The sequence below is a fragment of the Pseudomonas syringae group sp. J309-1 genome (assembly GCF_032582135.1).
Taxonomy (GTDB): Bacteria; Pseudomonadota; Gammaproteobacteria; order Pseudomonadales; family Pseudomonadaceae; genus Aquipseudomonas; species Aquipseudomonas quasicaspiana.
The window spans coordinates 38,161-51,299 of record NZ_JAWHNU010000051.1 but is presented as its reverse complement, the minus strand read 5'-3'; the positions used below and the strand labels follow the sequence as shown (position 1 = coordinate 51,299).

The 13,139-nt window shown below is 57.3% G+C and carries 13 protein-coding genes; 3 read left to right on the top strand and 10 right to left on the bottom strand.

The annotated features are described in order from the left end of the window. Window positions 1-116: 116 nt before the first annotated feature. The 4 genes from sutA to glnK all read right to left on the bottom strand — a co-directional run bounded on the left by sutA (window position 117) and on the right by glnK (window position 2,923). Window positions 117-443, bottom strand: a complete 327-nt coding sequence (gene sutA / locus RX972_RS22705) for a transcriptional regulator SutA (protein ID WP_027899839.1) — start codon at window positions 441-443, stop codon at window positions 117-119. A 100-nt stretch (window positions 444-543) separates the two neighbouring features. Then, the gene (locus RX972_RS22700; RefSeq protein WP_316878611.1) at window positions 544-969 is read right to left on the bottom strand and encodes a secondary thiamine-phosphate synthase enzyme YjbQ; all 426 of its coding nucleotides are present in this window, start codon (window positions 967-969) and stop codon (window positions 544-546) included. A 245-nt stretch (window positions 970-1,214) separates the two neighbouring features. Next, window positions 1,215-2,552: an ammonium transporter gene (locus RX972_RS22695; protein ID WP_027899841.1), complete on the bottom strand. Its 1,338-nt coding sequence runs from the start codon at window positions 2,550-2,552 to the stop codon at window positions 1,215-1,217. A gap of 32 nt (window positions 2,553-2,584) precedes the next feature. Continuing rightward, on the bottom strand, window positions 2,585-2,923 hold the full coding sequence (gene glnK, locus RX972_RS22690; RefSeq protein WP_002555808.1) for a P-II family nitrogen regulator: 339 nt from the start codon (window positions 2,921-2,923) through the stop codon (window positions 2,585-2,587). A 418-nt stretch (window positions 2,924-3,341) separates the two neighbouring features. Between glnK and RX972_RS22685 the strand changes: the two genes are divergently transcribed. After that, window positions 3,342-3,605, top strand: coding sequence for an accessory factor UbiK family protein (locus tag RX972_RS22685; RefSeq protein WP_095093237.1), 264 nt, complete (start codon window positions 3,342-3,344; stop codon window positions 3,603-3,605). A 487-nt stretch (window positions 3,606-4,092) separates the two neighbouring features. Here RX972_RS22685 and RX972_RS22680 read toward each other — a convergent pair whose 3' ends face one another. Beyond that, window positions 4,093-5,142, bottom strand: a complete 1,050-nt coding sequence (locus tag RX972_RS22680; protein WP_316878607.1) for a PLP-dependent cysteine synthase family protein — start codon at window positions 5,140-5,142, stop codon at window positions 4,093-4,095. A gap of 135 nt (window positions 5,143-5,277) precedes the next feature. Between RX972_RS22680 and RX972_RS22675 the strand changes: the two genes are divergently transcribed. Beyond that, window positions 5,278-5,772, top strand: a complete 495-nt coding sequence (locus RX972_RS22675) for an Lrp/AsnC family transcriptional regulator (RefSeq protein ID WP_122396652.1) — start codon at window positions 5,278-5,280, stop codon at window positions 5,770-5,772. A gap of 7 nt (window positions 5,773-5,779) precedes the next feature. On the opposite strand, the gene RX972_RS22670 is transcribed toward RX972_RS22675, so the two are convergent. The 4 genes from RX972_RS22670 to RX972_RS22655 form a co-directional block, all read right to left on the bottom strand. Continuing rightward, complete coding sequence (locus tag RX972_RS22670; RefSeq protein ID WP_316878616.1) at window positions 5,780-8,200, bottom strand: TonB-dependent siderophore receptor; 2,421 nt, start codon at window positions 8,198-8,200, stop codon at window positions 5,780-5,782. Between the two features lie 184 nt (window positions 8,201-8,384). Then, window positions 8,385-9,383 carry a FecR family protein gene (locus RX972_RS22665; RefSeq protein ID WP_316878604.1) on the bottom strand — a complete coding sequence of 333 codons (999 nt, stop codon included), beginning with the start codon at window positions 9,381-9,383 and terminating at the stop codon, window positions 8,385-8,387. After that, window positions 9,380-9,880 carry a sigma-70 family RNA polymerase sigma factor gene (locus tag RX972_RS22660; protein WP_095093285.1) on the bottom strand — a complete coding sequence of 167 codons (501 nt, stop codon included), beginning with the start codon at window positions 9,878-9,880 and terminating at the stop codon, window positions 9,380-9,382. Before RX972_RS22660 ends, RX972_RS22665 begins: the two co-directional genes overlap by 4 nt. A 106-nt stretch (window positions 9,881-9,986) precedes the next feature. Next, on the bottom strand, window positions 9,987-10,508 hold the full coding sequence (locus RX972_RS22655) for a hypothetical protein (protein ID WP_316878601.1): 522 nt from the start codon (window positions 10,506-10,508) through the stop codon (window positions 9,987-9,989). A 317-nt stretch (window positions 10,509-10,825) separates the two neighbouring features. Here RX972_RS22655 and RX972_RS22650 point away from each other — a divergent pair, with 317 nt between their 5' ends. Then, a complete protein-coding gene (locus RX972_RS22650; RefSeq protein ID WP_255886553.1) occupies window positions 10,826-12,319 on the top strand; it encodes a YifB family Mg chelatase-like AAA ATPase in 1,494 nt (497 codons plus the stop codon). A gap of 360 nt (window positions 12,320-12,679) precedes the next feature. Here RX972_RS22650 and RX972_RS22645 read toward each other — a convergent pair whose 3' ends face one another. Continuing rightward, on the bottom strand, window positions 12,680-13,063 hold the full coding sequence (locus tag RX972_RS22645; RefSeq protein WP_263269513.1) for a hypothetical protein: 384 nt from the start codon (window positions 13,061-13,063) through the stop codon (window positions 12,680-12,682). Window positions 13,064-13,139 lie beyond the last annotated feature (76 nt).

The window sequence follows — 13,139 nt, the reverse complement described above, 5'->3', positions numbered from 1 at the left end:
CCGATGCCGGGGGTCTGACATCGGATTCTCTATAAAGCCCGGCTTGGACTCAAATGCTTAAGTGAACAGCATTACGCAGCGACAGCGGGCTTTTTCTTATCCGGCAGCAGACTCCCTTAGATAGGGCGGCTACCGTATTTGTTATCCGGCTTCTTGGGCGGATCGGCGACCACGTTGGCCTCCACTTCCTGCACCTTGCCACCGCGGGCGAGGAACTCTTCCATGGCACGAGCCAGAGCGTCACGCTCTTTGTTCTTGGCTTCGACACTAGGCAGTTCATCAACCGAGACAGCAGCCTTGGCCTTGCCTTTGGTCGGGGTTACCGTAGCTTCCGCACCGTCATCGGCATCAGCGCCATCTTCTTCGGGAGCAGCCGCAAGCTCCTCACCGTCCTCTTCACCTTCCAGATCATCAACCAGATCGTCGTTGTCATCGTCGCTCATGTTCTACCTCATGACTTGCGAAAGCAGATTAGTTATAGCCCAGCTGCGCACGTTTACGAATGCTGCCGGAAGAAATTCAACATCCGCTGCAAAACAGCGGTTATGCCTGTTCACCCTGAAGGGTGGCGAGGACGTTGCGAGCACCGCCAGCATCACGGTGCTCACCCAGATAAACACCTTGCCAGGTGCCTAGCGCCAATCGACCCGCCGAAACCGGCAATACCAACTGGCAGCCTAGCAAACTGGCCTTGAAATGCGCCGGCAGATCGTCAGGGCCTTCGTCCTCATGTTCAAAGCCGTGGGTGCCTTGTGGCACCAGACGGTTGAAAAAGCGCTCGAAGTCACGACGCACAGCCGGGTCGGCGTTCTCGTTGATGGTCAACGAAGCCGAGGTATGCTGCAGCAACAAATGCAGCAACCCGACTTGACACTCTCGCAGCTCCGGCAAGCCTGCGAGAATTTCATCGGTTACCAGATGAAACCCGCGTGGCCTTGCCCGCAGGGTAATTCTGGTCTGTTGCCACATACAGTTCTCCGCATATTCGGCGCGCATTCTAACGCGCTGGCAGAAAAAGCAAAGCGCGCAATAATCCGTGTTTTCTGTAAGCCATCAGCGCTTGTTCGCCAACTTGACCAGTCTCTCCGCAAACTGTCAGGAATGCCCCTTGCAAAGCCATTCATGTACTGGGGTGAGAGGTTTGAACCAGGCAATCTATCGACAAACTCCAGACAAAAAAATGCCCGGTAAACCGGGCATTTTTTTACAGTGGCTTACAAGTTGTAGCCACGCTCGTTGTGTTGCGCAAGGTCGAGGCCGACAGCTTCTTCCTCTTCGGTGACACGCAGACCCATGACAGCGTCCAGCACCTTGAGGATGATGAAGGTCACGATCGCGGTGTAGATGATCGTGAAGCCGACGCCTTTGCACTGAATCCAGACTTGGGCTGCGATGTCAGTCACGGTGCCGAAGCCGCCCAGAGCAGGGGCTGCGAACACGCCAGTCAGGATTGCGCCGATGATGCCGCCGATGCCGTGAACGCCGAAAGCATCCAGGGAGTCGTCGTAGCCCAGCTTGCGCTTGAGGCTGGTGGCGCAGAAGAAGCAGATCACGCCTGCAGCCAGACCGATGATCAGGGCGCCCATTGGGCCAACAGTGCCGGCAGCCGGAGTGATGGCAACCAGGCCAGCAACCACGCCCGAAGCGATACCCAGTGCGCTTGGCTTACCGTGGGTCAGCCACTCGGCGAACATCCAGCCCAGAGCAGCAGCGGCGGTCGCGATCTGGGTAACCAGCATCGCCATGCCTGCAGTGCCGTTGGCCGCAGCAGCTGAACCGGCGTTGAAGCCGAACCAGCCCACCCAGAGCATTGCTGCGCCGATCAGGGTGTAACCCAGGTTGTGCGGAGCCATTGGAGTGGTAGGGAAGCCTTTACGCTTGCCCAGTACCAGGCACGCAACCAGACCCGCTACACCCGCGTTGATGTGAACCACGGTGCCGCCTGCGAAATCCAGGACTCCCCAGTCCCACATCAGGCCGCCGACGCCGCCCCAGACCATGTGCGCGATTGGCGCGTAGACCAGAGTGAACCAGATAGCCATGAAGATCAGCATCGCGGAGAACTTCATGCGTTCTGCGAAAGCACCGACGATCAGGGCTGGAGTGATGATGGCGAAGGTCATCTGGAAGGTGACGAACACTGCTTCAGGGAACAGTGCAGCAGCGCCGGTGATGCTGGACGGCGTGATGCCTGCCAGGAACGCTTTGCCCATACCGCCGAAGAAGGAGTTGAAGTTGACGACGCCTGCTTCCATACCGGTAGTGTCGAACGCAATGCTGTAGCCGTAAACGACCCACAGGATGCTGATCAAGCCGGTGATGGCGAAACACTGCATCATCACAGAAAGAATGTTTTTCGAGCGGACCATGCCGCCGTAGAACAGCGCAAGACCAGGGATGGTCATGAACAGCACCAAGGCTGTCGAGGTCAGCATCCAGGCGGTGTCACCTGAGTTGAGTACTGGGGCTGCCACTTCGTCTGCCGCCATGGCCAAGCCAGGGGTTACGAGGGACAACAGGGCTCCTAGCCCTGCGAATTGACGCAGAGTCATATTGTTTTCTCCTGGGGCGTTGGGTTGGCGGCTTAGATTGCGTCGGTATCGGTTTCGCCGGTACGGATGCGAATTGCCTGTTCCAGATTCACAACAAAGATCTTGCCGTCACCAATCTTGCCGGTGTTGGCTGCTTTGGTTATCGCCTCGATAACGCGATCCAGATCCTTATCGTCAATGGCAACATCGATCTTCACCTTGGGAAGGAAGTCGACTACATATTCCGCACCGCGATACAGCTCGGTGTGGCCTTTCTGACGTCCGAAGCCTTTGACTTCAGTAACGGTGATGCCCTGCACGCCGATTTCGGACAGCGACTCGCGCACGTCGTCCAGTTTGAACGGCTTGATGATGGCAGTGACTAGCTTCATGAAACTTTCTCCCGAATTGGTGGACTTGCCCCAGGAAAACAAACCCGACTCAAGTCTAAGCGCAGTGCCTGGCTTTGTAACGCATCGGTCGCCTGAAGGAGGTCCGACCAACCCCAGAAAACCGCTTTTGACGAAACATTCCCCGCTCCGCCTGCCGCACTGTAATCGTCAACGCGACTGCATCAGTGCATGGGTCATCAGCGACTAAGCAGAAAGCTTGCCATCTCCTGATTTTTCATTGAATACAGGCCCTTGATCCCTGTTTAAGGCACCGGAGCCGCCCGGCGAAGTGCGTCGGCGCACAACTAAAGTGCGTACGTGCACGCGCTGGTGCGCCATTATCGTGCGTCCGCCTTCGCTGGAAATGACTATAGACGCTCCGTGCTACACTGCCGCTTATCTGAAACCGGAGGTAGACATGCTCGCGCCCAAAGCTTTTCTCGATGCCCTGAGCGGCCACGCCTCGCGCTTGTTCAATGGCGAAACACCGATCCCGCGTAATGAATTTGAAACCCAGTTCAAAGCCCTGCTGCAAAGCGGCTTCAGCAAACTGGATCTGGTCAGTCGGGAAGAATTCGACAGCCAGATGGCCGTCCTCGCCCGCACCCGTGCCCGCCTCGAAGCGCTGGAGGCGAAGGTTGCGGAGATGGAAGCGAAGTCGAATCCGCCTGCGGGTGAGTAGAGCCGACATGCGACGGTTTTGTGGGAGCCAAGCTTGGTCTGGGCGGCATTCCGACGATAAACGATGACGCGGGTTTCTGATAAACCGCGGCGCCTTCATCGCGGGCAATCCTCCCCACAGATATCGATCATCCCTGTGGGAGCCGAGCTTGCTCGCGATAAATGATAACGCGGTCTACCTGAGTACCGAGGCGTCTATATCGCGGGCAAGCCTCGCTCCTATCAAACATCACTCCAATAATGGATTTGAAACGCGGACCTTGTAGGAGCTAACTTGTTGGCGAAGCGGAATTTCTGACGATGCGGGTCCGACGTCTCGCCAACAAGTTGGCTCCTACAGGTCACCCGTTTGCTGCGCGACAGCGCGGTGTCAGGGATACCGGGACCACTCCCACAGGGATTTGCATTAGCTGCACGACAGTTTGGTGTCAGGATGGAAGGCACATGTCTTGCAGGCACAAAATGGTGCATCCCCTTCTGCATCTGCCTCACCTTGCAATCAACAACCGCTCCAGCCGTTTCGTATACGGCGAAAGATCACCAATGGTGCGTGCGACCCATTCAGGGTCGTAATAGGTATCCAGATAGCGCTCGCCGCTGTCGCACATCAGGGTCACCACTGAACCCTTCAAGCCCTGCTCCTGCATGTCCAGCGCTACCTTCAGCGCGCCCCAGACGTTGGTCCCCGTCGAACCGCCCGGTTTCTTGCCGATCAGCTTTTCCAGCCAGCCAAGGGTAGCAATGCTGGCTGCATCAGGGATTTGCAGCATGTCGTCGATGACCCCCGGCAAGAACGAAGCTTCTACTCTGGGTCGCCCGATGCCCTCGATACGGCTGCCCTTGAGGCTGGTCAGGCTTGTATCGCCGCTGCGGTAGCTGTCGTAAAACACAGAGTTCTCCGGGTCGACGACGATCAGTCTGGTGGCATGGCCCTTGTAGCGTATGAACCGGCCAATGGTCGACGACGTACCGCCCGTTCCTGCGCTCATCACAATTGCGGTCGGTACGGGATGTTCTTCGCCACTCAACTGATCAAAGATGCTGTCAGCAATGTTGTTATTGCCTCGCCAGTCCGTAGCCCGTTCCGCGTAGGTGAACTGATCCATGTAATGGCCGTTGTCGAGGCGAGCCAGACGCTCGGCTTCGGGGTACATGTCGCTGGATTGCTCCACGAAGTGGCAGCGCCCGCCGAGCATCTCGACCTGATGGATTTTCTTGCTGGCGGTATGGCGCGGCATGACCGCCGTGAAAGGCAACCCCAGCAGTTTTGCGAAGTAGGCTTCTGATATGGCTGTGCTGCCGGATGAAGCCTCCACCACATGCGTGCCCTGGTGAATCTTGCCGCTGCAGATCGCATGAAGAAACAACGAGCGCGCCAGACGATGTTTCAGGCTGCCGCTGGGGTGAGTGCTTTCGTCCTTGATGTAAATATCGATGTCGCCAAGTGCCGGAACATCGAGCTTGAGCATGTGCGTATCGGCCGAGCGGCGCTGATCGCAGTCAAGGGTTTTGATCGCGTTACGAATCCAGTTATTCATCACTCTGCGCTCCGGCAAAAACACATCTATTCTTGAGGGCAAAGGTTACCGATTGCTGGAAAAAAGAATTTCTTTTTGTTCTACTCGATCAGCTATTTGATAGAAAAATTTTCTACGAAAGGACTGATTTGAAAAATGGACAGTCTTGATCGTCACATCCTCAGCATTTTGCAGCGTGATGCCACTATTGTGCTGAAAGACCTGGCTGATGCCGTCAACCTCTCAACTACGCCGTGCTGGAAGCGAGTCAAAAAGCTCGAAGAAGCCGGGTACATCAAATCCCGAGTCGCGCTTCTCGACCCGGAAAAACTCGGGCTGGGATTGTCGGTTTTCGTTCAGATCAAAACCCGGCACCATGACACCCAGTGGCTTGAGCAATTCGCCCAAACCGTCATGCAGTACGAAGAGGTCATGGAGTTCTACCGGATGGCGGGCGAATGGGACTACATGCTGCGTCTGGTGGTCACCGATATGGCCGCCTATGACCGCTTCTACAAAAAACTGATCAGCAGCACCGAAGGGCTTTCGACGATTACCTCCAGCTTCGCCATGGAGCAGTTGAAGTACACCACGGCGCTCCCTCTGCCCCGCAGTCAGGCCTGTTCCCCGAGGGGGAACAGGCTGATTTAACGGTCGGCTAGAAGTTGTAGCTGACCGTGGCGCTGACGTTACGCTCCTCGCCCAGATAGCAGTAGCTCAGGCTTGCACAGGACGCAACGTAGGATTCGTTGGTCAGGTTGTTCGCGTTAACCCGCACGTCGACGCCTTTGAGCCCGACTTTGCTCAGGTCGTAACCGACTGACGCATCGAACAGTGGGTAAGACGGCACCTTCAGGGTGTTTTCAGAATCCGCCCAGCTATAGCCGACGTAGCGAACCCCTGCACCCAGCCGCAAACCATCCAGCGCACCGCTGTTGAAGGCATAGTCGCCCCAGAGTGATGCCATGTGTTTAGGCGCTTGGGTCGGCGAGTTGCCTTTGTTCTCTATGACATTGGTCGGCGTGCTCAACGTGCTGATCATCGATTTGGAGTATTCGATGTCGGTCAGGGTGTAGCCGCCCAGCACTTTGAAGTTATCGGTTAACTGCACGTGCGCTTCCAGTTCCAGACCCTGGGAGCGAACCGCGCCAATGGGGCGATAGAAATTCTCTTGCGGCAGTTTGGACGCCAGGTTCTCTTGATCAATCCGGAATACCGAGGCGGTGAACAGGTTGTCCGTGCCGGGTGGTTGGTACTTGATGCCTGCTTCCCACTGAGTGCCGTCTGTTGGCGCGAGAGGGTTGCCGTCGCTGTCGGCGTAAGAGTTCGGGTTAAACGACTCGGAATAGCTCAGGTACGGCGCAATGCCGTTATCGAACAGATACAGCACGCCTGCCCGTCCGGTGAGTTTGGTGCGTCGATCACTGATTTCGGTGCCCTCTGGACGCCCGGCTTCTGCGAGTCGGTTCTCATCCGAGGTTTCTACCCAGTCCTGACGCAGGCCCAGAGAGAAGCGCCATTTATCCAGCTCGATCAAATCCTGTGCATACACGCCGGTTTGCTCCAGACGGCGCACGTAGCTGGTTGGGCTGAAATAACTGATCGCTGAATTGCCGTAGACGGGATCGAAGCCATTAAGCGAGGCGACTGAGCCGCTGGTCCAGTCCACCACGGTCTTGCGTCGCTGGTAGTCAACACCGAGCAGCGCAGTGTGTTTGGCCGAGCCAGTGAAGAACTCCGCCTGCAGCATGTTATCGACGATAAATGCGTGCAGCCGCTCGTCACCGCCGGAGTAATAGCGTGTCAGTTCGTTGCTGGTGGGCGTCGTCCAGTCGTAGGCGTAGATCTGATCGTTCTTCACCTTCGAGTCCAGATAACGGAAGTTCTGTCTGGCGGTAAATACGTCGTTGAAGCGGTGCTCGAACTGATAACCGAAAGACTGTTGATCGCGGCTGAAGCCATCGACGCCAGGCTCGCCATCGAAGAAGTGCTCGGAGATACGTTGCCCATTGCGCTTACGCAGCGTGCCGCTGGCCGGTACGCCGCCGTGATAGCCGCCTTCAGGATCGTGTTGCAGATAGGCTTGCAGGGTCAGCGATGTGTCTTCGCTGAAGTCGATGCTGACGGTCGGTGCCAGCGCATAGCGCTTCTCTTCAACGTGATCGAACTGCGTGTCTGACTTATCCACAAGCCCGGTCAAGCGATAGGCAATGCGCTTGTCGTCATCCACAGGCCCGCTGAAATCGAACCCCATGCCGCGCTGACCTTGCGTGCCAGCGGTAGCCTGAACCTGATGATACGGCTCGAACAACGGTTTTTTGCTGGTCAATGCCACCAGACCACCCGGCGAACTGCGTCCGTAAAGCACCGACGACGGACCTTTCAGAATGTCGACCCGCTCCAGAAAGTACGGATCAACCTGCATCGTGCTGTAGGTGCCGCTATCGCCCATGGACTTGAGACCGTCCAGGTAAATGTTATCCACAGAGCCGTCGTTGAAACCGCGCAGAGCCACATAGTCATAGCGGTGAGTTGCACCGTAGGGATTGGTCAGCACGCCCGGCGTATACCGCATGGCCTGCGCGACGGTTTGTGAACCCTGGTCATCCATTTGCTGGCGCGTCACCACCGAGACTGACTGCGACGTTTCCAGCACCGACGTGCTGGTCTTGGTGGCGATCTGGCTGTGAGTCGCGTTGTAGCCTTCCATGCTGCCCAAGGCGTTACCCAGTGCGAACCCGCGAATGTCGGTGCTGGGCAAGGCCATTGCCTCACCCGTCGTTTCGCGCAGCACATAACTACTGCCGTCCTGGGTGACGGCTTGCAGGCTGTTGCTGCCGAGCAGGATGGTCAGAGCCTGATCCGGGGCATAGTTGCCTTGCAGGCCCGGCGATTGCTTGCCGGCCGTTTGCGCCGGGGTGGCGGCCAATGTGATACCCGCTTGCCGGGCGAACTGGTTCAAGGCTTCGCCCAACGGACCGGCCGCGATGGAATAGCTGCGCACAGCACCTATCGCCGCTGGATCGTCCTGGGCTTGCACCGCTACAGGCAGCGCGGCGGCGCCCAACGCCACGCACATCAATGTCGCGCGCACCGCTGTGGCGAGGTGTGTTGCGCGCGCGTCAACGGCGACGTTTTGCAGGCTTGATTGCGATTTACCTAGAGGTCGGGTCATGGACGATTCCGTAAAGTCAGTGAAGAGAACAGAGGGACTGATCTCTAAGCCGGACTTGTAGGCAAAACCCGCCAAAAAATTTCAGACGTCATGCCTCGCGCTGCAACGTGACCCACCAGCGCGTGCGATACCTGAGCTGGACAGGCAACGTCTGGGTAACAACCGTGAGCAATTTGTCGGTGTCTTCGAGCCGAAACACGCCCGAAAGACGCAGGTCGGCAACATCGTCAGCGCAGCCCAGATGACCGTGGCGATAAGCTCCGACCTCGGTGAGGAAGTCTCGGAGGCGCATGTTGCGGGTCACGATCAGGCCTTCGCTCCAGGCACCCGCGTCCATGTTCAACGCAGGCAGTTGAACCGCTTCGCGAGACGACACCAGATAATGCTGCCCGGCGCTCACCGTGACGGGAGACGCGGCGGGCGAGCGGATAATCGACTGGCCTTCAAGCACGCTGAGACGCGTCTGGTCCTGATACTGCCTGACGACGAAGCGTCCATTGATACCTTCGAACAACCCATGGCGGCTCTGCACCAGTAGTGGTCTGTGGGTTGGGCTTTGGACATCTGCACCGCACCCCACGAGAATCTCACCACGATTCAAGGTAATCAGACGGCGTTCGGCGTTGAAGTTCTGATCCACCGCGCTGTCGGTGTTCAATTGCAGGCTTGAACCGTCGCTTAGCTGAAAACGCCCGCGCTGCCCGACGCTGGTCGCGAAATCTGCGCTCCATTGTTGCCAGGGCATGACCTCTCGCGACAGCCAGGCACTTGAACCCATAACGACCAGACCGGACAGTAATTTCAGGGTTTGTCTGCGGCTCAAACGTTGGGCGCTGTTTTCCAGTGCTTCCAGGGCTGCACCCGGTGCAGGAATATTCTGAAAGCGGCTGTTGAGCTCGTTGTTCAGGGCCTGGATACGCTGCCAAGCGCACTCATGGTCGGCATGTGCAACACGCCACTGCTCACATTGCTCGCGCAATTGTGGGTTGTGCCCTTGGCTGTTGAGGCGCATCGACCACTGAATCGCCTGTTTCACGACCTGTGGCGAAGGCTCTTGCGAACGCGCATGAGCAGAGGCGCCGCTCACGCTGGATACCGCAACAGATAACAGTGATAAAGCGCGTCGGCGACATAGCGTTCTACCGAGCGCACCGACACGCTCATTCGTTCGGCGATCTGCTTGTAGGGCATGCCTTCACACTGAGCCAGCAGAAAGGCCTGACGGACTTTGGGTTTCAAGCCATCCAGCATCTTCGCAATGCTCTCCAGCAACTCGAAAACCAGCTCACGGGACTCGGGCGAAGGCGACTCGTTGCAGGGTAAATGCGCGATGGCTTCAAGATAGGCGCGCTCCAGCTCCTCGCGTCGCCAGTGATCGATAACGATCCCTTTGGCAACAGTGCGCAGAAACGCACGGGGCGCTTTCAGCTCAAGCAGTTCGTGGCGATTGAGCAGCCGGACAAACGTATCCTGCGCCAGATCCGCCGCATCGGCTGCATTGCCCAGCTTGCTGCGCAGCCAGGTGTTGAGCCAGCCGTGATGATCGATGTAGAGCGAACGCAGTGTGGCGTGATGAGAGGGCATCGTGGCGCGCCATCCCAGCGCGGCGTAAATGATAATGAGTCGCATTGTGTTAAAGCGCTGCACAATTTGCAACTGCTTAAGGGATGGGACGCCAGCTGCTTGTGGCTTACGCCCTCAGGTATTGCAGGACGGTTTCGATGCTGGCCAGTGGCGGCGCGGACATTAACTGCCCCGTCGGGCACCACGGATAACTGACCTGCTGCAACCAATCCATCACCGGCTCCACCTCTGCAGCCGGGCAGACCAGCATCTGCTCGATGGTGATTTTCAAATGCGTCGCCAATCCTGAATCAAACTGCCAGTCATATTGCCCGCAACCAAAGCGCAGATCCCGGGTGGCCTTATCCGACATCCCCACCAGCCACGTGCAGTGATGCTCGGTCGCCTCCTCGGCCGGCGGCTCACCGATGCAGAATGTGTAGACGTTTTCATAGGTCTGCCCGAAACGCCGCACCAGCACCTCCGCGATACCGTCCCGGCCTTCCACTGTGGGCGGGAATGAAATGGCCCCGGTGTGGACAACCATCTCCAGCGTGGCGTCGCTGACGAATGACTGGCGTAGCAAGTGTGGGCGATTGCCGTCTTTGGCGAGGATGTAGTGTTCGATGGCTTGGGCTGGGGTTGGCATTGAGGGCTCTTTTTGTTTGGAAAACGACTTGGACGATCAGCTTATCGTATGACCTGATTCACAGGGCCGATCAAACCAGATCCCCCTTTGAAATGCGTTTTTGTAGGAGCTGCCGAAGGCTGCGATGCGGTATGTCAGGATAAATGGATCGCAGCCTTCGGCAGCTCCTACAGGTCGTTTGTATACCACGCGGAGGCGCTTTGTCAGGGACACAAGAGGTACATCGCGAGTATGCATTAACACCCTGTATCCATTCATTCCTTCAAAGCTCGCCCCGATGTCGCAGGATGCGAGGGTCGCTTTTTCAAGGAAGAATCATGTCTCTGGCCATTGTTCATAGTCGCGCCCAAGTGGGCGTTGAGGCGCCTGCGGTTACGGTCGAAGCGCACCTTGCGAACGGTCTGCCTGCGCTGACGCTGGTGGGGTTACCGGAAGGTGCGGTGCGGGAAAGCAAGGATCGGGTGCGCAGTGCGATTCTTAATTCCGGGCTGAAATTTCCGGATCGGCGTATCACGCTCAACCTCGCGCCCGCTGATCTGCCCAAGGACGGCGGCCGATTTGATCTGGCGATCGCTTTGGGTTTGCTGGCTGCCAGTGGTCAGGTGCCATTGGTGGCGTTGCAGGATGTGGAATGCCTCGGCGAGCTGGCATTGTCGGGTGCGATTCGGCCGATTCAGGGTGTTTTGCCTGCAGCGTTGGCAGCACGCGCGGCGCAACGCACGCTGATCATCCCGGCGGTAAATGCAGAAGAGGCATGTCTGGCGTCGGGCTTACGGGTGATTGCGGTCAATCATTTGCTGGAGCTGGTGGCGCATTTCAACGGACAGACGCCTATCACGCCGTACCAGTCCAGCGGGCTCATACATCAGGCCATGCCTTATCCGGACCTCAGCGAAGTGCAGGGCCAGACGGCCGCCAAACGGGCGCTGATCATTGCCGCTGCTGGCGCGCACAACTTACTTTTTAGCGGCCCACCCGGCACCGGCAAAACCCTGCTCGCCAGCCGCTTGCCGGGTTTGCTGCCACCGCTGGATGAGTATGAGGCGCTGGAAGTGGCGGCGATTCAGTCGGTCGCCAGCCAGATCCCGCTGACCAGTTGGCCGCAGCGTCCGTTTCGTCAGCCGCATCACTCGGCGTCCGGCCCGGCATTGGTCGGCGGGGGCAGTCGACCACAGCCCGGTGAGATCACCCTCGCCCATCACGGTGTTTTGTTTCTTGATGAGTTGCCTGAGTTTGATCGCCGGGTGCTTGAGGTGCTTCGCGAGCCCTTGGAGTCAGGCCACATCGTGATCTCTCGAGCGCGGGATCGGGTGCGGTTTCCGGCGCGCTTTCAATTGGTCGCCGCGATGAACCCCTGCCCCTGTGGATATCTTGGCGAGCCGACCGGAAGGTGCCGGTGTTCGACGGAGCAGATTCAGCGCTACCGCAACAAACTGTCCGGACCGTTGCTGGACCGTATTGATCTGCACCTGACTGTCGCCCGAGAAACCACCGCTCTCAACCCGACTGTACAAGGCGGTGAAACCACGGCCAGCGCCGCTGCAATCGTCGCCCAGGCACGGGATCGCCAGAACCGACGTCAGGGGTGCGCGAATGCGTTTCTGGATATGCCCGGTCTGCGCAAGCATTGCGTGTTAACCAGTGAAGACGAGGCCTGGCTGGAAACGGCATGTGAGCGATTGACCTTGTCGCTGCGTTCGGCGCATCGGCTGTTGAAGGTGGCAAGGACGTTGGCCGATCTGGAGCAGGTGGACGAGATTAATCGCAGCCATGTGGCGGAGGCGTTGCAGTATCGGCCGGCGAGTGGTTGAAATTGCTGGTTCTGCGGGATTGCGCCTATCAAAAAATATTCAATCATCTGATTTGGAATACTTTTTTTGCCTGTAGGAGCGCGCTTGCCCGCGAATCGGTCTATCAGTTGATAAATATATCGGCTGTGCTGACGCTATCGTCCGGATGCGGCCCAGACCAAGCGCTCTAGTTAAAAATGAAATAACCAACTGAACTTAAGTGCTTTTCTGTAGGAGTGAGCTTGCTCGCGATAAGCGTCAGTTCATGCGATAAATTTGTCGACCAAGAAATCGAATCGCGAGCAAGCTCACTCCTACAGGGTCCGTGTTTGCTGGCAGACGGCGGGGCGCCATGGACGCTGCTCGGCAGGTCCACGATAACTAAATAACCAGCTCAACCTGTGCGCCGCTGAATATAGTTTGCAATGCGTCTTTTAATGCGGAGAACTGCGTTGACGAGTCGTTACTCCCTTGCGGTATTTCTGCCACAAAACTTGAACTACCAAAAAAATCAATAAACTCAGGTTTGACTGTCACTTCGAGACTATCAGAATGCAAACTAACCTTTGCGATTGCATCAGGCATCTCATATTCTGCTTCATGTGTTTGAAAGCCGATACCATCATTGACAGTCGCGTTATCTTCATCGTCCAGGCGGGTAATAATAATGAAGTTCGCCGGATTTTCTGGGTCATCACCCAAGGCAACTATTAATACTCCGTCTTCCTCGTAGCACTTGATGGTCGACGCAACAAACTTTTTCATTATATCCTTCCTTCGTCGCATGACCGAGGGCATCGCTTCAGCTCAAGGTTCAGGCCTTGTGAGGCGGCCAGGCTCG